Consider the following 24,269-nt stretch of genomic DNA (forward strand, 5'->3'; position numbering starts at 1 on the left):
CACTAGACATCACTTGTTGTGGTGACGTCATCGCTCGCCGCAGTTGCTGGGCGTCGGCGTGGGGCACGCCGGACTAGCGGCACAGGCAACCGCCGAGTCACCTCTTAGAGTTGACGCTTCCGCGTTTCCCATCGGACGGGCTGCGGCAGTGCCAGCATGCGGGTCGGGGCGGACCGCAGTGGCCGCCCCGGACGAGAGGGGTTGACGTGGGCATCGTTCCGGCGGGCACCCCCTGCTGGGCCGACCTGGCCACGCCGGACCTCACCGACGCGCGCCGCTTCTACCCGGAGTTGTTCGGCTGGACCGGGCGGATCGCGCCGGAGCCCGAGGCGGGGGGCTACACCGACTTCCTCCGCCATGGTCAGGCGGTGGCGGGTGCCGGGCCGCCGGCCGTTCCCGAGCAGGTACCGATCTGGTCGATCTACGTCGCCGCGGACGACGCCGACCTGGTGGCCGCGCGGGTCGATGAGGCCGGCGGGCAACTCGTGGTGCCCCCCTTCGACGTGTTCGACCGGGGTCGGATGGCGGTGTTGAGCGACCCGGCGGGCGCGACGCTGTGTGTGTGGCAGCCGTTGACGATGCCCGGCGGCGAGGTCTTCGGGGTACCGGGGGCGATGAGCTGGACCGAACTGGTCACCCCCGACCCGGAGGGCGCGAAGGTCTTCTACGAACTGGTCTTCGGCTGGCAGCCGGACGAGCCGCCGACCGGTTCGGCCGGGCACACCGGCTGGCGCCTCGGCAGCCAGATCGTCGCCGGGATGACCGAGCCGCTCGGCGAGTACCCGGCCGGTGCGCCCGCGTACTGGTCGGTGTACTTCGGGGTGGCGGACGTGGACGCGACCGCCGCCCGGGCCGCCGCCCTGGGCGGGGCGATCCTGGTGCCGCCCCGCGACACCGCGGCCGGTCGCTGCACGGCCCTGCGCGACCCACAGGGTGCCCTCTTCAACGCGATCGCCCCGCCCTGACCTCCAGCACCCCTGCCCGGGTGGCGGTCAGCACCGGCCCAGCACCCCGTCGGGCGCAGAGGCGGGGCGGACGGGTACCACCAGTGGGCCGTGCTCGCCGTCGATCACCTTCACCGTGGCGCGGTAGTGGCGAGCCAGCAGCTCCGTCGTGAGCACCTCCCGGGGGGTGCCGACGGCCGCCACGTGACCGTCCGCGAGGAGCACCATCCGATCGGCGTACTCGCCGGCGATGGAGAGATCGTGCATGGTCGCCACCACGGTCAGGCCATGCGCCCGGCGGAGCTGGTCGACCAGTTCAAGGACATCCTGTTGGTGGCCGATGTCCAGCGCGCTGGTCGGTTCGTCGAGCAGGAGCAGGGTAGCCCCCTGGGCGAAGGCTCGGGCCAGGAAGACCCGCTGCCGCTCACCACCGGAGAGGGTGGCCAGTTCCCGGGATTGGAATCCGGTGAGGTCCAGCCGGTCCAGGACATCGTGTGCGGCGGCCAGGTCGGCGGTGGACTCCCGGCCGAGCGGCGCGATGTACGGGGTGCGGCCGAGCAGCACGTAGTCCAGGACCGACATCCCGGCCGGCACCACCGGCGACTGGGCGACCGTCGCCACCACCCGGGCCCGGTCCCGGCGACGCAGCTGCTGGATCGGCGTACCGAAGAGGGAGACCGCGCCCGCGGTGGGCAGCAGGCCGCCGACGGCGCGCAGCAGCGTTGACTTGCCGGCGCCGTTCGGGCCGATCACGGTCACCCACTCGCCGGCGGCGACGCTCAGGTCGACCCCGGTGAGGATGGGTACGCCGGCCAGCCGGACCCGCAGGTCGCGTACCGCCACCGCAGGTGCGCTCATCCCAGCACCCGCCGGGCGCTCCGCAGTACCAGGACGAAGAACGGGCCGCCGAGCAGGGCGGTCACCACGCCGATCGGGATCTCCTCGGGGGCGGCGACGGTACGGGCGACCACGTCGGTCAGCGCCAGGAACGCCCCGCCGAAGAGCATCGACAGCGGCAGGATCACCCGGTAGCTGGAGCCGGCGAGCAGTCGTACGGCGTGCGGCACGATGATTCCGACGAAGCCGATCAGCCCGGACGCGGAGACCGCCGCGGCGGTGCCGAGGGAGGCGGCGGCGATCAGCAGGTAGCGAGACCGTTGCGGGTGCAGGCCCAGGCTGGTCGCCTCGTCGTCGCCGACCGAGAGGACGTCCAGCTCCCGCCGGTGCAGCAGGACCACCACGGCGGTCAGCAGGAAGTACGGCAGGACCAGCCACACATCGTGCCAGCCGGCGGTGGCGAGCCGCCCGAGCAGCCAGGCATAGACCTGTTGGATGCTGTCTGAGTTGCGTTGCAGCAGGTACGTCTGTCCGGCGGAGAGGAAGGCGGAGACCGCCACCCCGGCCAGGATCAGGGTCGCCGGTGATCGGCTTCGGCCACCGGCGGAGCCGAGCAGGTAGGTCAGCGTGACCGCGCCGATCGCGCCGACGAACGCGGCCAGCGGGATGGTGACCGGCAGCCCGGTGATCGCCCCGCCGACCCCACCAGCGGTGATCACCACGGTGACCGCGAACCCGGCGCCGGCCGCGACCCCGAGCAGGTACGGGTCGGCCAGCGGGTTACGGAACACGCCCTGGTAGGCGCCACCGGCCAGGGCGAGCAAGCCGCCGACGAGCAGGCCGAGTACGGCCCGGGGCAGGCGCAGCTCGGTGACGATGGCGATCTCCCGCTCGGTGAGCCCGCTGTCGAGGCCGACCCCGGGGAGGAGGTTCAGTAGCTCGACCGCGACGCTGCCGGGCGGCAGGCTGACCGGGCCGAGGGAGACGCCCGCCACCAGGGCGGCCAGGACCGCGGCCAGCCCGGCGACGAGCCAGCCGGGCCGCAGCCCGGCTGGCCGAGCCGTGGCCGCCCGGAGGGAGGGGCGCTGGGCTACCACCTGCCGCATGGGAAGGCCTCTGCTACTGCCGCCGGTCCAGCGTCACGCGGGGACCTTGGCGGTCGCCTCGATGATCGTGCGGAGCAGGTCAACGACGCGCGGGCCCCACCGGGAGGCGATGTCGTCGTCGAGCGCGACGACCTGGTTCTCCTGTACGGCGGTGAGCGTCGCCCAGCCGGGTCGGGCCTGGACCGACGCGATGCTCTGCTGGCAGCACTTGGTGTCGGCGAGGAAGACGAAATCCGGGTTGGCCTGGACGATGATCTCCTCGGAGAGCTGCGGGTAGCCGCCGCTCGCGCCGTCCGCGTCGGCCGGGTCGGCGATGTTCTCGAGCCCGGCGAGCGCGTAGAGCGAGCCGATGAAGGTCTTGCTGGTGGCGGTGTACAGCTCGGGGCTGAGCTCGTGGAAGTAGGTCAGCTTCTCCGCCCGCTGGGGCAGGTCGGCGACCAACTCCGCGATGTCGTCCCGCATCTGGCTGACCACGTCGGCGGCCTCGGCGGGGTGCCCGGTCAGCGCGCCCACCTCGGTGAGCTGCCGATAGGTGTCGTCCAGCGTGACCGCCGCCGGGGTGAGGAAGACCGGGATCTTCAGCGTGGTGAGCTGGTCCACGATCTTGTTCTGGTCGTTGGAGAGCAGCACCAGGTCGGGGTTGTGGGCGGCGATCGCCTCGGCGTTCGGCTGGAAGCCGGAGAGATCGGTCTGCGGTGCCTCCGCCGGATAGTTGGAGTTGTCATCGACCGCGACGACCTGCGGCCCCGCCCCGATCGCGAAGAGCATCTCGGTGGCGGCCGCCGACAGCGAGACGATCTTCTCCGGCTGCTCTTCCAGCGTCAGCGAGCCGACGGTTACCGGGAAGGTCGCGGCGCTCTTCGCGCCGTCGTCGGCTGCGGGGGAGTTGGTGGTGTTCTCGGCACAGCCGCCGAGCGCGAGCGCGGCCACCGCGAGGGCCGCGGTGAAGAACCGGGGGGTACGTCTGGACATCGGGCCTCCTGTCGGTCGAGGAGTTGGTGCTTCGCCGACAGGGACCGAGGTGCCCGTCCACGAGGCGCCCTTCCTCGAGAGCGCGTATCGCGACCGACCGCAGGCGACCTGACTCGTCTCCGGGACAAGCCCGGGGCATCACAGTTGCGGGACAGCGCCGGTTTCCCACCGGCTTCGCTGCGGGATGGTCGGTAGCACGGTAGCGCACGGTCGGGCCGGAGCCCGGAGTTGGCCGCAGACGTGTGACGAGGTGGGGTGGGGGCCCAGGGACAGGGCCCCCACCCGGAGTCAGGAAACAGTGATGGTGACGTTGTCGACTGCTGCCTCGACGAGGCTTCCGCCGGAGGCGTCCGCCGCCGCCACCTGGATCTGGATCGACTGGCCGGCATACGGCGTCAGGTCGAGGTTGGCCACTGACCAGGAGGCGCTGCGGTTGGTCGCCGCCCCGGCCTGGTTGAGCAGGGTGGTGGTGCCGCCGCTGTGCACGACGCTGACCCGGAGGTAGTCGGCGGAGGAGGCGTTCGAGTAGTGCGCCAGGTACCAGGCCAACGAGAGCGTCAGCGTGCCGCTCGACGGCAGGGCCACCGCTGGGGAGCGGGCGCTGGTCACGCCGCCGTCGATGTCGTGGGTGCCCGCCGAGGAGCCGGCGAGCCGACCGGTGACCAGGTCGTTACTGCCCGCGTACGGGGTGAGCTGCTTGGCACCGGAGTAGCTGGTCGCCTGGGCGGCGCCCCGCTCCCACTGGCCGGTGGTGGCGGTGTCGGTGCCGTCGGGGTCAATGGTCCAGCCGGTCGTGGTCTCGAAGGTGTCCGCCCAGACCGTCTCCCCGCCGCCGCCACCGTCGCAGTACTGGTCCTCCTTGCCGATCGCCCGGTACGGGCAGTCGGCGTACTCGGAGAGGAGCAGCACCGCTTCGCGGTTGCGGGCGGTCTCCGCCGGGATCACCTCATCGGGTGGGTAGAAGCCACCCCCCGCGGCGGAGCCGGGGTAGAGCTCGAAGGTGTATGCCCAGATCCCGTGCTCTCCCCACATCCAGTCGATGCTGCTGCCGTCGGTGATGTAGAGGTCGCTGGACTGCTGCGGGGTGTAGCCGTTGGTGGCCGCCATCTGCCCGCCGATGGTGGCGAAGGTGTTGTACTGGTCGGCCGTCATCCCCGGGGCGGTGTTGCTGTATGTGTAGCCGAACGGCCAGAGCACCAGCTCGGAGTAGGTGTGGAAGTCGATGTTGGCCTTGATCTGCTGGGCTCCGCCTACGACCCGGCTGTCAACAAAGTCGCGCACCGCATCGGTCTCCGGGGCGGAGAAGGGCGACGGGCCCCGGTAGGTGCTCGACGAGGTGGAGCCGGAGGAGCCGCCGCAGCAGCCCCAGAGGTAGTCCCAGTTGCGGTTCAGGTCGGTGCCGACCCAGGACGAGCCGCTGTTCGGCTGCCGGTTCTTCCGCCACGACCGGTACGAGCCGGTGGCGATGTCGTACTCGCTGCCGTCCGGGTTCACGGTCGGCACGATCCACAACTCCCGGCTGTTGACCACGTTGGTGACCCGGGAGTCGCTGCCGTAGTTGTCGGTGAAGAGGTTGAGCAGATAGATCGCCATCTCCACGGTCAGGTGCTCCCGGGCGTGCTGCTGGGAGTTGAAGAGGATCTCTGGTTCGTCCTCGTCGGTCCCGACGTTGTCGGAGATCTTCACCGCCATCAGGTCCCGGCCCTCGTACGAGGTGCCGATGCTGATCTTCCGCGCGATGCTGGGGTGGTCCGCCACCACCTGGTTCACCACCGCCGTCAGCTCGGCGTAGTTGTGGTAGTCGGAGTCGGCGGGCGGGAAGTCGAAGATGCCGACGTCCCCGTGATCGTGATCGTGGTGGGTGGGGGCTACCGGCACCTCCTCCAGTTCGAAGCCCAGCCGGGTGATCGCGGCGGCCTCGGCGGCGGTGGCGGAGACGTGCAGGACGCCGTGCTCGGAGTAGTCGATCGCGGCGCCGGTGCTGGCGACCGCGCTGCGGTCGGTCACGGTACGCGGGCCGAGCACCCGGTACTGGACGGCGGCCGACTCACCGGTGGGCTCCGACGTGGTGTTCGCGGAGACCGGTGGCGCCGCGAAGGTGAGCAGGCCGAACCCCGCGGCGACGACGAACGCGAGGCGGCGGCGAAGGGTGGGGGTGCGGAAGGCCATGGACAACCTCCTGATGAGCGCGGGAAACCTTTCCCGCCTGGTACCGCACACTCCACCACTCAGCGCATGGTCATATCAATATTCTTCCATGTATAAATTAAGCGGTGATCCGGAGGTCAGGACTTCGGCGCGTCGCCGCCCTGCTCCGCCGAGTCCGTCCCGGCGTCGTCCTCGCCGGCCAGTGCGGAGCGCAGTCGCTCCTTCTCCGCGCGCCGCCGCTCTGCGGCGGCGGCCATCTCCTCGGCCATCTCCTCCCGCCACGGACGCAGCAGGAAGAAGGAGAGCGCCGCCGAGAAGATCAGCGCCACCATCAGCTTGATGAAGAGATTCAACTCCACGAACCACAGGGCCGCCAGCACGACGACAAACAGCCCGATCCGGCCCAGCGTGTACTTGACCGCCGCGCTCATCTCCGTACTCCGTTCTCCGCCATCGGCCGGCGGCCTCAGCCCGCCCTCCGGGCGAGCCACCGCACGCCGTGGAACCACACCACCGCGTACCCCACCGTGAAGGCCGCCGCACCCAACCCGCCGGAGACCACCGGCAACAGGTCAGTGGTGAGGCCGGCCACCACCAGGCCGAGGGTCAGCCCCATGGCCCCGGCTACCAGGCCCGCCACCACCCGGGCGGCGCCGAACCCCCAGGCGCGGAAGTCATCCCAGTAGAGCCAGGCCGGCAGGATCACCGCCAACCACCCGTTGGCCTGCCCGAACTCCCCCGAACTGAGCGAGGTGAAACCCCAGTCCAGTGCCACCAACGCGAGCACCCCGAAGACCCAGCCGGCCAGGCTCACCCCGAGCAGGTCGCCCAGGGTCAGCACGCGCCCCTCGGCGTCTCGCCGGGGAATTTTGTTGCGCTGCTCGGTCATGGCCCTACGAGGGTACGCGAACCGCCGACCAGCACGATCAGGCCCACACCTGCTGCGGCTGGGCGCGGCGCTCGGCGAGTGAGGGCGCGGCGTCGTACTCGCGCACGACGTCGTACCGGGTGTTGCGCTCGACCGGGCGGAACCCGGCATCCCAGATCAGGTCCAACAGGTCAGCCCGGTGCATGGTGTTCGGCGTACCGTACGAGTCGGCATCATGGGTGATCTTGTATTCGACCACCGAGCCGTCCAGGTCGTCCACGCCGAAGTTCAGCGACAGCTGGGCCACCGAGAGCCCGTGCATCACCCAGAAGCACTTCACGTGCGGGACGTTGTCGAAGAGCAGCCGGGACACCGCGTACGTCTTCAGCGACTCCGCCGGCGAGGCCATCGTGGTCCGCGCCTGGATCTGGTTACGGATCTTGCCGTCCGCCGAGTCAACGAAGTCATGCTGGTAGCGCAGCGGGATGAAGACCACGAAGCCGTTGGTCTCGTCCTGCAGCTCCCGCAGGCGCAGCACGTGGTCAACCCGGTGCCGGGGCTCCTCGATGTGCCCGTACAGCATGGTTGACGGGGTCTTCATGCCCTTGTTGTGCGCCAGCCGGTGGATGCGGGACCAGTCCTCCCAGTGGCAGGCGTGGTCAACGATGTGCTGCCGCACATCCCAGTCGAAGATCTCCGCGCCGCCGCCGGTCAACGACTCCAGACCGGCGTCCATCAGCTCGTCCAGGATCTCGTCGGCGCTCAGGCCGCTGATCTTCTCGAACCACTGCACCTCGGTCGCGGTGAACGCCTTGAGCCGGACGTTCGGCAGCGCCGCCTTCAGCTCACGGAGCACCTTCGGGTAGTAGCGCCACGGCAGGGTGGGGTGCAGCCCGTTGACGATGTGCAGCTCGGTGAGCTGCTCGTCCTCCATCTCCTTGGCCTTGCGGACCGCCTCGTCAATCCGCATCGTGTACGCGTCCTTCTCGCCCGGCTTGCGCTGGAACGAACAGTACGCACAGCTGGCGCTACAGACGTTGGTCAGGTTCAGGTGCCGGTTGACGTTGAACATCACCCGGTCGCCGTTCAGTTCGGTCCGCCGGTGGTGCGCAAGCCGACCCAGCCAGGTCAGGTCGTCACTCTCGTAGAGGGCGATCCCGTCCGCGCGGGTCAGCCGCTCGCCGGCGTACACCTTCGCTTCGAGCTCGCGCTTGAGTCCGGCGTCCATCTCCAGCCCCGTCCCTTCCGCCTGTGGTCCCGATCGAGCCTACGTGGGACGGCGAACCCGCGGTCAGCGCGGGCGGTGCGCCGCGACAAACCTCACCGCTCTCCCCGTCGCCGCTATCCGAATTCTCAGCTACTCGTAACCCGACCACACATCGACACTGCTGCCCGCGTGCGATAGGACAGGGTGGGGCCGGACGCGACACACCACTGGTAGCGTCCGGACACCGTGTGCACCCAATGCACGGATTGACCCAGACAAGGAGCGGAATGGGCGACAGCAGCTACGGACGGCGACCTCGACGACGCCCGGTGATCTCACCGGTGCTCCGCCCGAAGCTCTGGTCCGCGTTGCTGGGCCTCATCGCCGCCGGGGCGCTCAGCGCGCCGGTCTACGCCGATCCGTCACTGCCCAACACCGTGCCCGACAGCGGCGCCCGACCGGTCCTGTCCGGCCCGCTGAGCCTGCCCGGCGGCGGACCGCTCGCCCCGTCTGGGTCAACGCCGGTCAACAACCTCATCAACGGACCGCTCGCCACCCAGATCTATGCGGCCGAGGCCCGCATCGGTCAGCTGAGCGACGAACTGCTCCTGCTGAAGCAGCAACGCGCCGAGGCGGAGGCGCGGCTCATCGCCGCCGAACGGGAGCTGAACACGGCCCTGACCGCGCTGGCCAAAGCCCAGTCGCGAGCCGATGCCGCGGCCGCCGACGCGATCAAGGCGGCGGCCGCGTTGCCACCGGCGCCCTTCGCCGACGATCTCCAGGATCTGAATGAGCTCTCCGGCCTTGCCCGGGGAGAGAAGGTCGCGGGCCGGGAAACCACCGCGGCGACCCGGGAGCTCAACCGGGCCCGCTCCGACGAGCAGGCCGCGCGGCGGGAGTGGACGGCGGCGCAGTCCCGGGCACGCTCCATCGACACCACCTACGCCAGCACTGAGCAGTCGCTGCGCAGCGAGAAGGCGAAGCTCGCCACTCTCCGCCAGGACAACGACGCCCTCCTGCTGGAGCTGGAGCGTCAGCAGGAGGCGGCGGAGCAGGCGCTCGGCGCGCAGTGGGTCGCCAACGAGACAGCGAACGGGCTCTCCGCGCACCCCACCGCCCGCGCGGCGGTCGCCTACGCGATCGACCAGCTCGGCGACCCGTACCTCTGGGCGGCCGAGGGGCCGGACCGATTCGACTGCTCGGGCCTGATCTGGGCCGCCTACCGCTCGGCCGGCTACCGCAACCTGCCCCGGGTCTCCCGCGACCAGTACTACGCGACCCGGCACCGCACCGTTCCCCGGACCGGCCTGCTCCCCGGTGACCTGCTCTTCTTCGCCTCCGGATCGAGCTGGACCAGCATCCACCACATCGGCATGTACATCGGCGGCGGGCGGATGATCCACGCCCCGAGCAGCGGTGACGTGGTCAAGATTTCAACTGTGACCTGGTCGCGCCTCTACGCGGCGACGCGAGTGATCGACGGCGTCCCCGCATCGACCACGCCCACACCCACGCCAACCGCATCGCCCACCCCGAAGCCGACACCGCCCCCGGCGCCGTCACCATCCCCCTCGGCCACGAGCACCCCGTCGCACTCGGCGCCGCCGACCGACTCCCCGTCCCCCACGACCAGCCCGAGCAACACCCCGTTCCCCACCACTTCCCCCTCGGCGCCCCCGACCAGCAGCCCGCCCCCCACCACCAGCCCGAGCAACACCCCGCCCCCCACCACCTCACTCTCGGCAGAACCGACCGATACCCCGCCCCCCATCACCTCATCCTCGGCGGAACCGACCGAACGCCCGTCGCCCTCGACGGCCGGCAGCTCATTCCTGCCGTAGCCCGGCGAGACCGCTCCGACCTGCCGTCCTGATCTCCTAGGAGCAGGGCCGCAGACTTTGGGCATCCTGAGGTGACGCGACAACCGGCGGGGTAGCCCTGCTCCGGCTGTGCTCCCTGGACGGAATGTGGCACGGTGAGACCAGGCATTCCCGGCTCGGGTGACACGAGTCCGGGTGCGAGCACGGCGCGGAGGGCGAACATGGCCGAGCAGAACGACCCGGTGGACTCATCCGCCGCCGACACGACGGTTATTCGGTCGGCGACCGGGGAGGCCCGGATCTACCACCAGGCTGGCCCCAGGGAGCCCGAGCCGGTGCGACCACCCGAGCCCGTACAGCCACCCGAGCCCGTACAGCCACCCGAGCCGGTGCAGCCACCCGAGCCGGTGCAGCCACCCGAGCCGTCCGTTCCGGACCCGACCCCACCTGCGCCTGAGCCGCCGCCGCCCCCGGCCCCCGGCCCACACCCGCCGGGTCCGATCCGACCGCAGCCGGCACCCCCGACCCCGGCGCCCCCTGCCCCGGCGCCACCCGGGCCGCCGGCACCTGCGCCAACCGACCCGGCACCGACGTCCCCGTTCCCACCACCGCCGATCACCTCCGGCGGCAACACCGGGCCATCCGGGGACGCCAGCGCCCCCGCGTCCGGCTCGTTCCCCACCCCGCGCATCACGACATCGCCGTTCTCCGGGTTCCGCACGGAGTCACTACCGCCCACGGCCTCATCCGCCAGCACCCAGGTCATCCCCACAACCGGCCACCAGCACCCACCCACGGCCTCATCCGCCAACACCCAGGTCATCCCCACAACCGGCCACCAGCACCCACCCACGGCCTCATCCGCCAACACCCAGGTCATCCCCACAACCGGCCACCAGCAACGGTCGGGCGCCGGGCGCCACAACCCGCAGGAGGGTGACCTGGGCACCCTCTACGGTGACGGGTCGGGCCTGTCCACCGTCGCTTTCCCGGTCAACCCGGTGGAGAACTCGGGCTCCCTGACCAGGCACATTCTCGCCCAGGGCTGGGCGGAGACGTCGACCGAGCAGCGTTCCAGCAATACCCGGGTGCTGGTCGCCCTGGCCGCCTCGCTCGCCCTACTGGTGGCGATCGGCGTGGTGGTCGTCCTCATCGCCAACAATGCGCTGGACGGGGCGTTCGAGAGCCTGTCGAGCGGGTGAGCCCGCCCACTGCGCCACGGCGGGTGCACGGCGCGGTGTGGCATCGCCGTACACTGGCGCGGAAACTGACCTGGCGCGCCTCGCCGCGCGCCCATGGGCGATCTTGCGGGTGATCCGGCGGCACTCCGCCGCGGCGGCCATCGCGAAGATGCGCCCCACTCGAAAGGCCATTCTTGACCACGTCGATCGACCCTGGTATGCCCCCGTCCGCCCCCGAACTCGTCGACTTCGCCGCGCTCGGCCTGCCCCAACCCTTGGTCCGGGCGTTGGCCCGACAGGGGATCACCACTCCGTTCGAAATCCAGCGCGCCACCATGCCGGATGCGCTCGCCGGCCGGGATGTCCTCGGCCGCGGCCAGACCGGCTCCGGAAAGACGCTGGCGTTCGGCCTCCCCCTGCTCGCCCGGCTGGCCGCCGGGGAACGGGCCCGCCCCCGACACCCGCGCGCGCTCGTACTGGTGCCGACTCGGGAGCTGGCTATGCAGGTCAGCGACGCCCTGTTCCCGCTGGGCCGGGCGATCGGCGTATTCCTGCGGACCGCGGTCGGCGGAGTGCCCTACGACCGGCAGATCAGTGCCCTACGCCGTGGCGTCGAGGTGCTGGTGGCCACACCTGGCCGGCTCGCTGACCTCATTGAGCGGGGTGTCTGCCGCCTCGACGACATCGAGGTCACCGTGCTGGACGAGGCGGACCAGATGGCCGACATGGGATTCCTGCCCGAGGTCACCGAACTTCTGGCGAAGACCCCCGCCGACGCGCAGCGGCTCCTCTTCTCGGCCACCCTGGACCGAGACGTGGACGCGCTGGTGCGGCGCTTCATGACCGACCCGGTCACCCACTCGACCGCGCCACCGACGGCAGCGGTGGCAACAATGGATCATCACCTGCTGCTGATCCCACCACACGACAAGTTCTCGGTCGTCGCGTCGATCGCGGCCCGGGAGGGGCGGACGATGGTCTTCGCCCGGACCCAACTCGGTGTGGACCGGCTGGTGGGGCAACTCGCGGCGGTCGGGGTACGCGCCGGCGGCCTGCACGGCGGCAAGACGCAGCGGATGCGCACCCGCACCCTGGCCGAGTTCCGGGAAGGCCGGACGAATGTCCTGGTCGCCACCGACGTGGCCGCCCGCGGCATCCACGTTGACGGTGTCTCGCTGGTGCTACACGTTGACCCGCCGAAGGATCCGAAGGACTACCTGCACCGGGCGGGGCGGACCGCACGGGCAGGCGAGACCGGTGCGGTGGCGACTCTGGCGCTGCCGAAGCAACGCCGTGGCACCCTCGCCATGCTGGAGAAGGCGGGTGTGGCCCCGGCACAGACCCGGGTGCGAGCCGGCGACCCAGCGCTGGCCGAGCTGACCGGAGCCCGGGAACCGAGCGGCGTACCCGTTCGGGACGAGCCCGAGCCGCGCCGACGGGCGGGCCGGCCAGACGGGGCTCGCCGGTTCCCGGACCGGCACCGCCGCGGCGAATCGGGGCGTTCCGGTGATCGCCGCCATCCGCTCCGGCCGGCGGAGGGCCGGCCGGAGCGGCGGTCGGGAGATCGACGGTTCGGCGGACGGCCGGCCGCGGGCACCCACTGACCCGGCCGGCACCTACTGGCCCGGCCTGAGGCTGTTCCTCAGGCCGGCCAGGCGCCGGTGGCCAGAAACCGCTCGATGGTCGCCAGGTGGGGGGAGAGGTCGAGCCCCTGGGCGGCCACCCAGTCGTCGGCGTAGTAGGTGTCGCCGTAGCGGTCCCCGGCGTCGCAGATCAGGGTGGCCACCGAGCCGGTCTTCCCCTCCGCGAGCAGGCCGGCGATCAGGCCGAAGGCACCCCAGAGGTTGGTGCCGGTCGAGCCACCGAGCCGGCGGCCGAGCACTGCGGAGCCGGCCCGCATCGCGGCCAACGAGGCGGCGTCGGGCACCTGCACCATCCGGTCCACCACCGACGGCAGGAAGGATGCCTCCACCGTCGGTCGCCCGATGCCCTCGATTCGCGAGCCGCGGCCGGTGCACACCGACCAGTCGGAGGCCTGCCAGGCCGGATAGAACGCCGAGTTCTCCGGGTCCACCACGCAAAGCTTCGTGGGCAGCCGACGGAAACGCGTGTATCGGCCGATCGTTGCGCTGGTGCCGCCGGTGCCGGCGCCGACCACGACCCACGCCGGCACCGGATGCCGCTCCAACGCTAGCTGCGAAAAGATCGACTCGGCGATGTTGTTGTTACCCCGCCAGTCAGTGGCCCGCTCGGCGTACGTGAACTGGTCCATGAAGTGGCCGCCCGTGTCCTCGGCCAGCCACCGTGCTTCGACGACCACCTTGGCCGGGTCGTCCACCAGGTGGCAGCGCCCCTCCTGGAACTCGATCTTCGCGATCTTCTCCGGCGAGGTGGACGCCGGCATCACCGCGATAAACGGCAGCCCCAGCATCCGGGCGAAGTACGCCTCGGAGACCGCCGTCGATCCAGAGGACGCCTCCACGATCGTGGTGCCCGGGCCGATCCACCCGTTGCAGAGCCCGTAGAGGAACAGGGAGCGAGCCAGCCGGTGCTTCAGCGAGCCGGTCGGGTGCACCGACTCGTCCTTGAGGTAGAGGTCGATTCCCCACTGCCGGGGCAGGGGGAACGGCAACAGGTGGGTGTCGGCGGACCGGTTGGCGTCCGCCTCGACGGCGGCAATCGCCTCGGTCACCCACCCCCGGATCGCCTCGTCGCATCGGTCCAGATGAGTCACGCCCAGCAACCTAGCAAGCCGGGCCGGCGCGGCCTGATCCTGGCCCACGCGCAGCGACCGCACCCCACCGGGCGGTCAACGGGCCCGGTCAGGCCGGCGGCGTACCGACGGGCTGGGGGCGGTTCTCCCACTTGGTCGATAGCGCGATCCCGGTACGGGTAGAGGCGACGCCGGGGGTACGGTTCAACCGTACGATCAGCGCCTCCAGCTCCCCGATGGTGCCGACCCTCGCTTTGAGCAGGAACGACTCCACGCCGGCCATGAAGTAGCAGGACTCAATCTCCGGAATGGCGCGGAACGACTCCAGCACGTCGTCGGTGTCCGCGGCGGACTCCTCAATGATCTCGATCAGGGCGGTCACGCCCAGCCCGATACTCTCCGGCTCGATCTCGGCTCGGTACGCACGGATAACTCCACTGGACTCCAGCTTGCCGACCCGCTCATGCACTGCCGGTGCCGAGAGGCCCACCTGGCGGGCGAGCTCGGCGTACGAGAGACGGGCGTTGCCCCGCAGCAGTTCGATGATGTTCAGATCGATCGCATCCACGGACTGTAGACCCTAATAGCACTGACCCGCCCGCGGGCGTCCGGTCCCGATGATCGACCCCGCGCCCTGCCATTGTTGACGAACCAACCGCAACGGGGCACAGCTACGGGTACCATTGCCTAACCTCCTGATCAGTGCTTTTCTCGCGTTTGGCGGACACGACTGGTCGCCGGTGCTGTAATTGCCATACGTCCCTCATGACGGCTCTGGGCTCGCACCGGCCGGGGGCAGTGTGTTCAGCCGGGGGCTTCGTCGATGCGAGGAGGGGGCTGTGGACACTGGAGATCGCCTGCTGACACCGGGTGAGGTCGCCGCGCTGTTTCGGGTTGATCCGAAGACTGTGACCAGGTGGGCGGCGGCTGGCCGGATAGGCAGCATTCGAACTCCGGGCGGGCATCGCCGATTTCGGGAATCCGAAGTCCGGGCCCTACTCGAGGGCGAAGGAATGCTGGACGAGGCGGAGGAGACAGAACGGCCGCGCAATACCGGCCCTGCCGCCCCGACCGGCCCTGGCCCCGCCAACGCCGGGATGTACTGAGGTGGTGGCCGGCGGGTGATCGCCACCCGTTCCACGCCGGCGCCACGCCCCACCCAGCTCAGGAGCGCGCCGCTCCCAACTCACCCGCCCAGCGGCGAAAGAGCGTGTGCGGCACACCCAGGGCGTCCAGCACCTTCCCGGCGACGAAGTCGACCAGCTGGGCGGCGGAGGCCTCCGCTCCCGCCCCGTAGAAACCGGGGCTGGCGGGGAGCACCACCGCACCAGCGTCGTGCAACGCGATCAAGTGCTCCAGGTGGCTCCGGGTCACCGGTGTCTCACGGGGCACGACGACCACCGGGCGGCGCTCCTTGAGGTTGACCTCGGCGGCGCGTTGCAACAGGTCCTTGGAGAGCCCGATGGAGATCCCGGCGCAGGCCGCCGTACTCGCCGGGACGACCGCCATCCCGCGCGCCCGGTAGGAACCGCTGCTCGGCCCAGCGGCGAGATCGCCGGCCGACCAGTGCCGAAGATCAGCTCCGCTCAGGTCGCGCCCCAGCCAGGCGGCGAGGTCCTCCGCCCAGTGCCCGTCGCGAAACGACCGCCCGGTCTCGTCCAGGATGGTCAGCCGGGCCGCCCGGGACACGATCAGATCAACGGCTTCGCCCGCGTCGAGCAGGGCCCGCAGGACCGCAGCCGCGTACGGCGTGCCGGAGGCTCCGGAGACGCCGACCACCCATGGTTCACGCATGGTCCCAGCGTGCCTGGTCGCCCTCGACCGCCGACGGGCGCCCCCGGTTCCCGGGGTCAGGGCCGCAGCCCGAGGCGTACCACCAGGTCAAGCAGGGCGAAGCCGAAGAGTGCGATACCGACGAAGCCGTTCGCGGTGAAGAAGGCCCGGTTGACCCGGCTCAGGTCGGTCGGGCTCACCACCACGTGTTGGTAGGCGAAGGCGACCGCGGTCAGTGCCAGCCCGATCCACCAGAGCCAGCCGAAGCCGACCACGGTGCCGAACCAGACGAAGAGCACGAAGGTCGCCACGTGCGCGACGGTGGACGCGTGCAGCGCGAAACGCAGCCCGTACCGGGCCGGAACGCTGTGCACGCCGATCTCCCGGTCCACCTCGGCGTCCTGACAGGCGTAGATCAGGTCGAACCCACCGATCCACAGCCCGACCGCCACGCCGAGCAGCCAGGCCGGCCCGGAGCCGGCGAAGGTACCGGTCACCGCGAGCCACGCGCCGACTGGGCCGACCGCCTGCGCCACCGCCAGGACCGCGTGCGGCCAGTTGGTGAACCGCTTGGCGTACGGGTAGCCGACCAACGGCACGACCGCGAGCGGCGCCAGCGCCAGACAGAGGGGGTTGAGCAGCGCGGCGGCGACCAGGAAGACCGCCAGGGCGACGCCCGCGCCGGCCCAGGCCGTATGCAGGCTGACCGCCCCGGTCACCAGTTCCCGGTTGGCGGTGCGCGGGTTCAGCGCGTCGATCCGCCGGTCCAGGATGCGGTTGGCGGCCATCGCGAACGTCCGCGCTCCGACCATCGCCACGGTGATCAGTAACAGGTCGAGCCAGCGCACGTGACCGCCGTTGACCTGCATCGCGGTCAGGGCGGACAGGTAGGCGAAGGGCAGCGCGAAGACGGAGTGCTCGATCGCCACGAGGTCGAGAAACGCCCGGGCCCGCCCGCGCGAGTCCGCGCTGGCCGATGCGGCGGGGACCGAGACGGCGAGGTCCCGCGGATGGGAGGAACCGGACATCAGATGCCGTACTCCTTCCAGCGCTTGTCAACCAGCGACACCACCTCGGGCGACATGGTCATCTCCTCGGGCCAGCCCCGGGTGTAGCCCTCGCCGGGAAGCTTGCGGGTGGCGTCAACGCCGGCCTTACCACCCCAGAACTGCTGGTACGAGGCGTGGTCCAGGTGGTCCACCGGGCCTTCGGTGAGCAGCAGGTCCCGGGCGTAGTCCACGTTGCCGAAGGCCCGGAACGCGACCTCGTTGTAGTCGTGGACGTCGCAGTCCTCGTCCACGATCACAATCAGCTTGGTCATCGACATCAGGTGCGCACCCCAGATCGCGCTCATCACCTTCTGCGCGTGCTTCGGGTAGCGCTTCCGGATCGACACGATCGCGCAGTTGTGGAAGACCCCGGCAGCCGGCAGGTCGTAGTCAACGATATCCGGGATAAGCAGCTTGAGCAGCGGCTGGAAGATCCGCTCGGTGGCCTTGCCCAGACCGTGGTCCTCCTGCGGCGGCTTCGAGGTGACGATCGAGTGGTAGACCGGGTTGCGCTGCATGGTCATTGTCTCGACGTGCAGGACCGGAAACGGCTCGACCGGCGTGTAGTAGCCGGTGTGGTCCCCGAACGGCCCCTCAGGCAGCCGCTCACCAGGCTCCAGGTAGCCCTCAAGCACCACCTGGGCGCGCGCCGGCACCTGGAGTGGAACGGTCAGGCAGTCGACCATCTCGACCCGCTCCCCCCGCAGGAAGCCCGCGAACAGATATTCGTCGATATCGCCGGGGAGTGGGGCGCTGGCGGCATACGAGATCACCGGGTCGCAGCCGATGGCGATGGCGACCGGCAGCCGCTGGCCGAGCCGCTCCGCGACCGCGTGATGGGCGGTGGAGTCCTTGTGGATCTGCCAGTGCATGCCCAGCGTGTTCCGGCTGTGTTGCTGAAGTCGGTAGAGGCCGAGGTTGCGGGCGCCAGTCTCGGGGTGCTTGGTGTGGGTCAACCCGAAGTTGTGAAAGACACCGCCGTCGCCGGGCCACATCTGCAGGCCGGGCAGCCGGTTCAGATCAACGTCGTCGCCCCGGTACACCACCTGCTGACAGGGGGCCGTCTTCACCTTGCGCGGCGGCACCGACTTGAGCTGCATAACCTTGCCGAGGCCCTCCCGGATCCCGGTCCAGCCGACCGGCAGCTCCGGTCGCACCAGCGCACCGATCCGCGCCCCGATCTCGTCCAGCGACTCGACGCCGAGCGCCATCGCCATCCGCTGCTCGGTGCCGAACAGGTTGATCGCCACCGGCATCTCGCCCCGGGTCGGCTGCTCGAACACCAGCGCCGGGCCCCCGGCGCGAACCGTCCGGCTGACGATCTCACTCAACTCCAGCGACGGATCGACCGGAACGTCCACCCGCCTCAGCTCACCCGCGCGCTCCAGCGCCGCGAGGAAGTCCTTCAGATCGGAGTACGGAAAGCCACGAGCCGCCATACCCACAAGTCTCCCCCACCGCCCGGCATACCACCCCAGCCGGGGTGCGGGAAAGGGGCCTCGAGCACGGTGTCGCGCTGACGGGTCAGTCGAGGCCGCCGTAGGAGTGCAGCCCCTCGAAGAAGATGTTCACGCCGAAGAGGTTCATCATCACGGTGAGGAAACCCAGCACTGCGAGCCAGGTGGCCACGTTTCGTTTGACGCTCGGGGTGGCGCGGGCGTGCAGGTATCCGGCGTACACCACCCAGGAGATGAAGGCCCAGGTCTCCTTCGGGTCCCAGCCCCACGCCCGACCCCACGCCGCCTCGGCCCAGATCGCGCCGGCGATCACCGCGAAGGTGAAGATCGGGAACGAGAAGGCGTGCAGCACGAAGGTCAGCCGCTCCAGGGCCGCCGCGGCCGGCATGCGCTTCGCCAACAGGTAGGGGAAGCTGCGCCGGCCCTGTTCGTAGCCGGCCCGCATCAGGTAGGCGCACGCCGGCACCACGCCGAGCAGGAAGATGCCGGAGCTGAAGACGATCGTGGCGACGTGGATGATGAACCAGTACGAGTTGAGCGCCGGCACCAACGGCACGATCGGGGTGTAGAGCAGCAGCTCGGCGGTGGCCACCAGCAGCACCATCACCAGCGTCAGGAACAGCCCGAGCCGACGCAGCGTGGGGCGCTTCCAGAGCACGACGAACCAACTGGCGACCCCGATGAAGGAGACCGTCAGGACGAACTCGTACATGTTGCCCCAGGGCATCCGGTCGGCGGCGACCCCGCGGGCGATCAGCGCACCGAGGTGCAGCAGAGCGGCCACCACGGTCACGGCGACGGCGCCCAGGCCGGCCGCGCGGGCGCGGGCGGCGGTCCGCTGGGCGGTGGTGGCAGCGCGGACCGTCGGCTCCGGCCCGGAGCCCGCACCGCCGGCCGCCCCGACCCCGGCACCGACCAGCTCGCGGGCGGGCGGGCCGACGCGAACGCGGGCGTTGCCCAGCGCGTACTCGACAGCGTGCACGACCATCGCGACCAGGTAGGCCAGGATCGAGAAGGTCACCAGCTGGTCGGAGAGTACGGACATCACTCGGCTCCTACTCGCGCTCCGGCCTGGCCATCAGGATCGACCCGGCGCCCGGCTCCGCTGACCGCTGCCACGAGCCGGGTGAACTCCTCGGCGAAGCCGGGATGGTCAACGCGCGGCAGACCACCGGCCTCGACCAAACTACTACCGGGCGTCGAAGATTCGTCTGCGGGGTCAGCCGGGCGTGCCCGGAAGAAGACCCGCCGCCGACGGCCGAAGAGTGAGCCCATCAGGCCCAGCAGCAGCGTGCCGGAGCTGACCAACAGCAGCGTCGAGCCGGGGTCGTGCCGCACGGACAGGACGATGTACGGCTCGGTGCCCAGGAACTCCAGCGTGGTGCCGTCATCCAGGGTCCAGACCTCACCGAGGCGGAGCAGCTTGGTGCCGACCTCCTTGACCCGGCCGGCGTCAACCTGCCGCTGGTCCAGCTCGTACACCGAGCCGGGAATACCGGCATCCAGGCCCAGATTGCCCCGGTACGCGACGAGATTGAGCAGCGGATTGCGCTCGGTCGGGAACTCCGACCGGACGAACGGAGCCTCCTGTGGGGCGGTGGGCAGGTACAGCCCGGTGAAGGCCAGCTGGAGCTCCGGGTCCCGCTCACCGGTGGCCGGGTCCACGTTCGCGTCCGGAAAAGCCGCCAGCCCCTCCCCGGTCAGGCCGATGTCCCCGGTGCTCAGGAAGGGGTTCGGGCTGGTCTGGCTCCGCCCGAACCGGTCGGTGTACCGGACCACCGGGGCGTACCCGTGACCGAGCAGGTAGACGTTCGCCCCGTCCAGCCGCAGCGGCGAGTTCACCGAGAACTCCGCCGAGCGGGGGGTGCCACCGTTCTCGTCCACGGTCACCTTCGCGTTGAAGAACTCCGGTTGGCCGTTGGACTCCAGGAACCTCGCCTCGAAGTCGTCCAGTTGCAGGCAGAACCGGGGCAGATCGGCACCGTCCACCTGGGGGCCGAACGACGTCTCGGCGTACTGCTGCTGCGTGTTGCAGAAGGCGTTGTCCGCTCCGGCGACCAGGACCCGGTTACCACTCCAGCCGTACCAGGAGCCGAGGGCGACCCCGATGAGCACCACCACCATCGAGGCGTGGAAGAGCAGGTTGCCGGTCTCCTTCAGGTAGCCCTTCTCGGCGGACACCTCGTCGCCGCGTACCTCCACCCGCCAGCGGTGCCGACGCAGCACGGCGGCGATCGCCGGCGCGCCACCGGCCGGGACCGCGAACACGGTGTGCTGGGGCAACCGGTCCAGCCGCTTCGGCGCCGCCGGGGGCTTGGACCGCAGGGCGCGGACGTGGTCGCGCAGCCGGGGCGTGATGCAACCGACCAGCGAGGTGAAGAGCAACAGGTAGATCGCGGAGAACCAGACCGAGCTGAACGCGTCGAAGGCACCGAGCCGGTCCAGCACCGGCGCCAGATCGGGGTACGCGACGAAGTAGTCCCGGACGTCCTCGGGGTTGACGCCACGCTGCGGCAGAACCGACCCGGGAATCGCGGCGATCGCCAGCAGGAAGAGCAGCACCAGCGCCGTACGCATGCTGGTGAGCTGCCGCCACGAGTTACGCAGCAGCGCCAGTACCCGGTTGGGGCGGCGCCGGGGGGTCTCGGCCGGCGGCGCCGGCCGGTCGTCGGTGACCGTCATCAGATGCTTACCTGCCCCGTACCGAAGGTGGTCTGCAGCAGGGTCACGAAGCTGGTCCACCCACCGGTGATGAGCGCGAGGCCGATCAGGATCAGCAGCCCACCACCGATCCGGGTGACCCACCGGCTGTTGCGACGTACCGCCTGGAAGACCCCGAGTAGGCGGTGGAAGCCCAGCCCGAAGAGGACAAACGGCACCCCCAGCCCGAGGCAGTACGCCACGGCCAGCACCACCGCCCGGTTGGTCTGCCCCTCGACGAGGGCCATGCCCATCACCGCGCCGAGGGTCGGGCCGGTGCAGGGCAGCCAGCTGAGCGCGAAGACCGCGCCGAGCACGGGCGCGCCGAGCAGCCCGGCGGCCGGCAGTCGTTGGATGCGCAGCTCGCGCTGCAGCCCCGGGACCACGCCGAGATAACCCAGTCCGAGCAGCACCACCACGCCGCCGATGACGATCTCGAGCGTCCGCTCGTAGGCGAAGAAGACCTGGCCGACCGTGGTGACCAGGACCGCGGTGGCGGTGAAGACGGCGGTGAAGCCGCCGATGAACAACAGCGTGCCGGCGAGCACCCGGCCCTTGACGGCAGCGGTCACCACCCGGGCGGTCCGCTCCCGCACCGCGACTGCCCCGGCGACGGCACCCGCGTCGTTCGCTGCCATCGGCGACGTGCGGCGGGAGTCGTCGCCCGCTCCCCGGCCTTCCAGATCGGCGCCGGCCAGGCCGGTCACGTAGGAGAGGTAGCCGGGCATCAGCGGCAGGACGCACGGCGACAGAAAACTGACCAGCCCGGCCAGCGCCGCCGCGCCGACGGCGAGTAGTAGTGGGCCGGACTGCGCGATCTCCCGGAACGTCTCGCCCATCAGAGGTCGCCGGTCGGATCGGGTGACTCCGCGGCGACCCGCTCGACGATCGGTTGGAGCCCCTCCTGCCTGACAGCGGCCCGGATCACCGCCGCGATCCGCCCGTCCCGGTCCAGCACGACCGTCGCCGGGATGGTGTTCGGTGGGACCTCCAGCTCCAACGCCAGTCGGCTGCCGGGATCGAAGATACTCGGGTAGGTGACCCGGCCCTCCTCGAAGGCGATCGCCTTGTCCCGGCTGTCCTGCACGTTGATGCCGAGGAAGGTCACCCCCGCGCCCTTGGTGGCCTGGTAAGTGGCCTCCAGGTCATCGGCCTCCGCCCGGCAGGGCGCGCACCACGAGCCCCAGAAATTGACCACCACGACCTGCCCACGGTCCTGCGCCACGTCGTAGCTACCCCCGTCGAGCAGCTCGCCGGCGAGCTCGGGCGCGGCGGAACGCTGATCCGGGGCGCATTCGATCACGCCGTCGGAGTTGGTGTCACAGGCCTTCCCCCAGTCCGGGGTGGCGCAGGCGGCGAGCGCCACCGCGACCATGGTGGCGAGCAGGCTGGCAGACCACCGCCGGACAGTCATCAGGCCCCCTTGGCCGTCCGAGCCGTCGACGACATCGCGACCAGGTGGGCGGCCGGCTCGGTGTAGCCGATCCCGGCCACCTTCGACCCCTCGAAGTGAAAGGTGGTAAGGCTGGCCAGCCCACACTGCCGCTTTCGCGGGTCGTGCCAGAGGCGCTTACGCTCGACGAACCGACGCAGCGTCCAGATCGGCAGCTGGTGGGAGACGAGCACCGCCTCCCGCCCCTGCGCAGCCTCCCGGGCGGCCTGTAGCGCGGCGAACATTCGCTCCGCGATGGCCCGGTACGCCTCACCCCAGGAGGGGGTGACCGGATCCCGCAGCACCCACCAGTTGCGCGGGTCGCGGAACGAACCGTCGCCCGGCGAGACCTTCTTGCCCTCGAACCAGTTCGCGCTCTCGATCAACCGCTCGTCGACCCCGATCGGGAGCCCGAACTGCGCGGCGATCGGCTCGGCGGTCTGCTGGGCACGCTCCAGCGGACTGGCGACGACGTGCACCACCTCCCGCTCGGCGAGGCCCTGCGCCGCGGCCTTCGCCATCTGCACGCCCAACTCCGACAGGCGGAAGCCCGGCAGCCGCCCGTAGAGGATGCCCTCCGGGTTGTGCACCTCGCCGTGCCGCAGCACGTGGACCACAGTCTTACTCACCGTCACTACCCCCCGTGACCTGCCGCGGCTGCTGCCGCCGCCGCTGCTGGCAGCGCCGCGGCGATCTGCTCCAGGGCGGCGTCGTCGATCGCCGCCGAGACGAACCAGGACTCGAAGGCGCTCGGCGGCAGGTAGACGCCGGCCGCCAGCATCGCGTGGAAGAACGCCTTGAACGCGGGCACCTGCTGGGCACTCGCGGTGGCGTAGTCGAAGACGTCGGCGTCGGTGAAGAATATCGAGAACATGTTGCCGGCGGAGGACAACCGGTGCGGCACTCCGGCGGTGGTGAGCGCCTCACCGGCGAGCCGGCCCACGACGGCGGCCGTCTCGTCCAGCCGGCGATAGAGGGCGTCGTCAGCGAGCCGCAGCGTGGCGAGCCCGGCGGCGCAGGCGAGCGGGTTACCGGAGAGGGTGCCGGCCTGGTAGACCGGACCGGCCGGAGCCAGCTGGGACATGATCTCCGCTCGCCCGCCGAAGGCGGCGGCGGGCAGGCCGCCCCCCATGACCTTGCCGTAGGTCCAGAGGTCGGCGGCACAGGGGTCAAGGCCGTGCCAGCCGGCGCGGGAGACCCGGAAGCCGGTCATGACCTCGTCAACGATCAGCAGCGCACCGTTCGCGTGGGCGAGGGTGGCGAGTCGCTGGTTGAAGTTGTCGCGGGGCGCGACCACGCCCATGTTGCCGGCGGCGGACTCGGTGATCACCGCGGCGATCTGCGGGCCCTCGGCGGCGAAGACCGCCTCGACGGCGGCGAGGTCGTTGTACGGCAGCACGATCGTCTCCCCGGCCGCCGCACCGGTTACGCCCGGCGAGTCGGGCAGACCAAGGGTGGCGACGCCGGAACCGGCGGCGGCGAGCAACGCGTCCGAATGCCCGTGGTAGCAGCCGGCGAACTTGATGATCCGGGTACGGCCGGTGTAGCCCCGGGCCAGCCGGATCGCCGACATGGTCGCCTCGGTCCCCGAGTTGACCAGTCGTACCTGCTCGATGGGTACGCGGTCAACGATCTCCGCTGCCAGCTCCACCTCACCCGGAGTCGGAGCGCCGAAGCTCGTGCCGAGCGCGGCGGCGGAGCGTAGCGCCTCCACCACCGCAGGGTGGGCGTGCCCGAGGATCATGGGGCCCCACGAGCAGACCAGGTCGACGTAGCGCCGCCCGTCGGCGTCGTAGAGCCACGGCCCCTCCCCCCGAACGATGAAGCGCGGGGTGCCACCGACGGCACGGAACGCGCGGACAGGGGAGTTCACCCCGCCGGGCACGAGGGCGCAGGCGCGGTCGAACAGGGCCTCGGAGGCCGGCGCGGCGGCCGGGTAGCGGCCGGATCCGGCAGGAAAGACGTCGGTCACGATGTCGCCATTGTGGCAGCGTCGGCGGGCAGACCGGCAGGCACCCCGGGCTCCGGGTAATCAGTCTCACCCCGGCCGACGGCCAAGGCA

At 70.7% G+C, this 24,269-nt stretch carries 23 protein-coding genes and 1 riboswitch; of the genes, 5 read left to right on the plus strand and 18 right to left on the minus strand.

Going from position 1 to position 24,269, the window contains the following annotated elements:
* Positions 1–206: 206 nt before the first annotated feature.
* Positions 207–965 (plus strand): VOC family protein, encoded by a 759-nt coding sequence (locus SALPAC6_RS0106425; protein ID WP_018252602.1) that lies wholly within the window; start codon positions 207–209, stop codon positions 963–965.
* A 27-nt stretch (positions 966–992) separates the two neighbouring features.
* On the opposite strand, the gene SALPAC6_RS0106430 is transcribed toward SALPAC6_RS0106425, so the two are convergent.
* The 7 genes from SALPAC6_RS0106430 to mqnE all read right to left on the minus strand — a co-directional run bounded on the left by SALPAC6_RS0106430 (position 993) and on the right by mqnE (position 8,103).
* On the minus strand, positions 993–1,802 hold the full coding sequence (locus SALPAC6_RS0106430) for an ABC transporter ATP-binding protein (RefSeq protein WP_026189365.1): 810 nt from the start codon (positions 1,800–1,802) through the stop codon (positions 993–995).
* Positions 1,799–2,887, minus strand: coding sequence for a FecCD family ABC transporter permease (locus tag SALPAC6_RS0106435; RefSeq protein WP_018252604.1), 1,089 nt, complete (start codon positions 2,885–2,887; stop codon positions 1,799–1,801). The genes SALPAC6_RS0106430 and SALPAC6_RS0106435 overlap by 4 nt, the downstream gene beginning before the upstream one ends.
* 33 nt (positions 2,888–2,920) lie before the next feature.
* Positions 2,921–3,859 carry an ABC transporter substrate-binding protein gene (locus tag SALPAC6_RS0106440; protein WP_018252605.1) on the minus strand — a complete coding sequence of 313 codons (939 nt, stop codon included), beginning with the start codon at positions 3,857–3,859 and terminating at the stop codon, positions 2,921–2,923.
* Positions 3,860–3,940: 81 nt separating this feature from the next.
* Positions 3,941–4,086, minus strand: a riboswitch (cobalamin riboswitch).
* A 61-nt stretch (positions 4,087–4,147) separates the two neighbouring features.
* Entirely contained in the window at positions 4,148–6,028 is a 1,881-nt protein-coding gene (locus tag SALPAC6_RS0106445; RefSeq protein WP_018252606.1) for a M14 family metallopeptidase, read from the minus strand.
* A gap of 116 nt (positions 6,029–6,144) precedes the next feature.
* On the minus strand, positions 6,145–6,438 hold the full coding sequence (locus tag SALPAC6_RS0106450; protein WP_018252607.1) for a DUF4229 domain-containing protein: 294 nt from the start codon (positions 6,436–6,438) through the stop codon (positions 6,145–6,147).
* A gap of 35 nt (positions 6,439–6,473) precedes the next feature.
* Complete coding sequence (locus tag SALPAC6_RS0106455; RefSeq protein ID WP_018252608.1) at positions 6,474–6,896, minus strand: hypothetical protein; 423 nt, start codon at positions 6,894–6,896, stop codon at positions 6,474–6,476.
* 37 nt (positions 6,897–6,933) lie between these two features.
* Positions 6,934–8,103 (minus strand): aminofutalosine synthase MqnE, encoded by a 1,170-nt coding sequence (gene mqnE / locus SALPAC6_RS0106460; protein WP_018252609.1) that lies wholly within the window; start codon positions 8,101–8,103, stop codon positions 6,934–6,936.
* 266 nt (positions 8,104–8,369) lie between these two features.
* Between mqnE and SALPAC6_RS0106465 the strand changes: the two genes are divergently transcribed.
* The 3 genes from SALPAC6_RS0106465 to SALPAC6_RS0106475 all read left to right on the plus strand — a co-directional run bounded on the left by SALPAC6_RS0106465 (position 8,370) and on the right by SALPAC6_RS0106475 (position 12,687).
* Positions 8,370–9,923, plus strand: a complete 1,554-nt coding sequence (locus SALPAC6_RS0106465) for a C40 family peptidase (protein ID WP_018252610.1) — start codon at positions 8,370–8,372, stop codon at positions 9,921–9,923.
* A gap of 200 nt (positions 9,924–10,123) precedes the next feature.
* Entirely contained in the window at positions 10,124–11,104 is a 981-nt protein-coding gene (locus tag SALPAC6_RS29935; RefSeq protein WP_223874401.1) for a hypothetical protein, read from the plus strand.
* Between the two features lie 197 nt (positions 11,105–11,301).
* Entirely contained in the window at positions 11,302–12,687 is a 1,386-nt protein-coding gene (locus tag SALPAC6_RS0106475; RefSeq protein WP_018252611.1) for a DEAD/DEAH box helicase, read from the plus strand.
* Positions 12,688–12,725: 38 nt separating this feature from the next.
* Here SALPAC6_RS0106475 and SALPAC6_RS0106480 read toward each other — a convergent pair whose 3' ends face one another.
* Both SALPAC6_RS0106480 and SALPAC6_RS0106485 read right to left on the minus strand, forming a co-directional pair.
* A complete protein-coding gene (locus SALPAC6_RS0106480) occupies positions 12,726–13,826 on the minus strand; it encodes an L-cysteine desulfhydrase Cds1 (RefSeq protein WP_026189368.1) in 1,101 nt (366 codons plus the stop codon).
* A 79-nt stretch (positions 13,827–13,905) separates the two neighbouring features.
* Positions 13,906–14,364, minus strand: a complete 459-nt coding sequence (locus tag SALPAC6_RS0106485; RefSeq protein WP_018252613.1) for an Lrp/AsnC family transcriptional regulator — start codon at positions 14,362–14,364, stop codon at positions 13,906–13,908.
* Between the two features lie 271 nt (positions 14,365–14,635).
* Here SALPAC6_RS0106485 and SALPAC6_RS27260 point away from each other — a divergent pair, with 271 nt between their 5' ends.
* Complete coding sequence (locus SALPAC6_RS27260; RefSeq protein ID WP_026189369.1) at positions 14,636–14,902, plus strand: BldC family transcriptional regulator; 267 nt, start codon at positions 14,636–14,638, stop codon at positions 14,900–14,902.
* Between the two features lie 58 nt (positions 14,903–14,960).
* On the opposite strand, the gene SALPAC6_RS0106495 is transcribed toward SALPAC6_RS27260, so the two are convergent.
* The 9 genes from SALPAC6_RS0106495 to hemL all read right to left on the minus strand — a co-directional run bounded on the left by SALPAC6_RS0106495 (position 14,961) and on the right by hemL (position 24,179).
* Entirely contained in the window at positions 14,961–15,590 is a 630-nt protein-coding gene (locus tag SALPAC6_RS0106495) for a UbiX family flavin prenyltransferase (RefSeq protein WP_018252614.1), read from the minus strand.
* A 56-nt stretch (positions 15,591–15,646) separates the two neighbouring features.
* Positions 15,647–16,597 (minus strand): menaquinone biosynthesis prenyltransferase MqnP, encoded by a 951-nt coding sequence (mqnP, locus tag SALPAC6_RS0106500; RefSeq protein WP_018252615.1) that lies wholly within the window; start codon positions 16,595–16,597, stop codon positions 15,647–15,649.
* Positions 16,597–18,057 (minus strand): menaquinone biosynthesis decarboxylase, encoded by a 1,461-nt coding sequence (locus SALPAC6_RS0106505; protein ID WP_018252616.1) that lies wholly within the window; start codon positions 18,055–18,057, stop codon positions 16,597–16,599. The genes mqnP and SALPAC6_RS0106505 overlap by 1 nt, the downstream gene beginning before the upstream one ends.
* Before the next feature lie 85 nt (positions 18,058–18,142).
* The gene (gene ccsB, locus SALPAC6_RS0106510) at positions 18,143–19,120 is read right to left on the minus strand and encodes a c-type cytochrome biogenesis protein CcsB (protein ID WP_018252617.1); all 978 of its coding nucleotides are present in this window, start codon (positions 19,118–19,120) and stop codon (positions 18,143–18,145) included.
* The gene (gene resB / locus SALPAC6_RS0106515; RefSeq protein ID WP_018252618.1) at positions 19,120–20,757 is read right to left on the minus strand and encodes a cytochrome c biogenesis protein ResB; all 1,638 of its coding nucleotides are present in this window, start codon (positions 20,755–20,757) and stop codon (positions 19,120–19,122) included. Before resB ends, ccsB begins: the two co-directional genes overlap by 1 nt.
* Positions 20,757–21,614 carry a cytochrome c biogenesis CcdA family protein gene (locus SALPAC6_RS0106520; protein WP_018252619.1) on the minus strand — a complete coding sequence of 286 codons (858 nt, stop codon included), beginning with the start codon at positions 21,612–21,614 and terminating at the stop codon, positions 20,757–20,759. Before SALPAC6_RS0106520 ends, resB begins: the two co-directional genes overlap by 1 nt.
* Positions 21,614–22,189, minus strand: coding sequence for a TlpA family protein disulfide reductase (locus SALPAC6_RS0106525; RefSeq protein ID WP_018252620.1), 576 nt, complete (start codon positions 22,187–22,189; stop codon positions 21,614–21,616). Before SALPAC6_RS0106525 ends, SALPAC6_RS0106520 begins: the two co-directional genes overlap by 1 nt.
* Complete coding sequence (locus tag SALPAC6_RS0106530; protein WP_018252621.1) at positions 22,189–22,842, minus strand: histidine phosphatase family protein; 654 nt, start codon at positions 22,840–22,842, stop codon at positions 22,189–22,191. The genes SALPAC6_RS0106525 and SALPAC6_RS0106530 overlap by 1 nt, the downstream gene beginning before the upstream one ends.
* On the minus strand, positions 22,842–24,179 hold the full coding sequence (gene hemL, locus SALPAC6_RS0106535) for a glutamate-1-semialdehyde 2,1-aminomutase (RefSeq protein WP_018252622.1): 1,338 nt from the start codon (positions 24,177–24,179) through the stop codon (positions 22,842–22,844). Before hemL ends, SALPAC6_RS0106530 begins: the two co-directional genes overlap by 1 nt.
* Between the last annotated feature and the right edge of the window lie 90 nt (positions 24,180–24,269).

This window comes from Salinispora mooreana, assembly GCF_000379065.1.
GTDB classification, from domain to species: domain Bacteria; phylum Actinomycetota; class Actinomycetes; order Mycobacteriales; family Micromonosporaceae; genus Micromonospora; species Micromonospora mooreana.

Excerpts from the sequence above, each read along its gene's own strand:
- SALPAC6_RS0106430 (WP_026189365.1), bottom strand. The coding sequence starts at position 1,802 with ATGAGCGCACCTGCGGTGGCGGTACGCGACCTGCGGGTCCGGCTGGCC.
- SALPAC6_RS0106435 (WP_018252604.1), bottom strand. The coding sequence starts at position 2,887 with ATGCGGCAGGTGGTAGCCCAGCGCCCCTCCCTCCGGGCGGCCACGGCT.
- SALPAC6_RS0106440 (WP_018252605.1), bottom strand. The coding sequence starts at position 3,859 with ATGTCCAGACGTACCCCCCGGTTCTTCACCGCGGCCCTCGCGGTGGCC.
- SALPAC6_RS0106445 (WP_018252606.1), bottom strand. The coding sequence starts at position 6,028 with ATGGCCTTCCGCACCCCCACCCTTCGCCGCCGCCTCGCGTTCGTCGTC.
- SALPAC6_RS0106450 (WP_018252607.1), bottom strand. The coding sequence starts at position 6,438 with ATGAGCGCGGCGGTCAAGTACACGCTGGGCCGGATCGGGCTGTTTGTC.
- SALPAC6_RS0106455 (WP_018252608.1), bottom strand. The coding sequence starts at position 6,896 with ATGACCGAGCAGCGCAACAAAATTCCCCGGCGAGACGCCGAGGGGCGC.
- mqnE (WP_018252609.1), bottom strand. The coding sequence starts at position 8,103 with ATGGACGCCGGACTCAAGCGCGAGCTCGAAGCGAAGGTGTACGCCGGC.
- SALPAC6_RS0106465 (WP_018252610.1), top strand. The coding sequence starts at position 8,370 with ATGGGCGACAGCAGCTACGGACGGCGACCTCGACGACGCCCGGTGATC.
- SALPAC6_RS29935 (WP_223874401.1), top strand. The coding sequence starts at position 10,124 with ATGGCCGAGCAGAACGACCCGGTGGACTCATCCGCCGCCGACACGACG.
- SALPAC6_RS0106475 (WP_018252611.1), top strand. The coding sequence starts at position 11,302 with ATGCCCCCGTCCGCCCCCGAACTCGTCGACTTCGCCGCGCTCGGCCTG.
- SALPAC6_RS0106495 (WP_018252614.1), bottom strand. The coding sequence starts at position 15,590 with ATGCGTGAACCATGGGTGGTCGGCGTCTCCGGAGCCTCCGGCACGCCG.
- mqnP (WP_018252615.1), bottom strand. The coding sequence starts at position 16,597 with ATGTCCGGTTCCTCCCATCCGCGGGACCTCGCCGTCTCGGTCCCCGCC.
- SALPAC6_RS0106505 (WP_018252616.1), bottom strand. The coding sequence starts at position 18,057 with ATGGCGGCTCGTGGCTTTCCGTACTCCGATCTGAAGGACTTCCTCGCG.
- ccsB (WP_018252617.1), bottom strand. The coding sequence starts at position 19,120 with ATGTCCGTACTCTCCGACCAGCTGGTGACCTTCTCGATCCTGGCCTAC.
- resB (WP_018252618.1), bottom strand. The coding sequence starts at position 20,757 with ATGACGGTCACCGACGACCGGCCGGCGCCGCCGGCCGAGACCCCCCGG.
- SALPAC6_RS0106520 (WP_018252619.1), bottom strand. The coding sequence starts at position 21,614 with ATGGGCGAGACGTTCCGGGAGATCGCGCAGTCCGGCCCACTACTACTC.
- SALPAC6_RS0106525 (WP_018252620.1), bottom strand. The coding sequence starts at position 22,189 with ATGACTGTCCGGCGGTGGTCTGCCAGCCTGCTCGCCACCATGGTCGCG.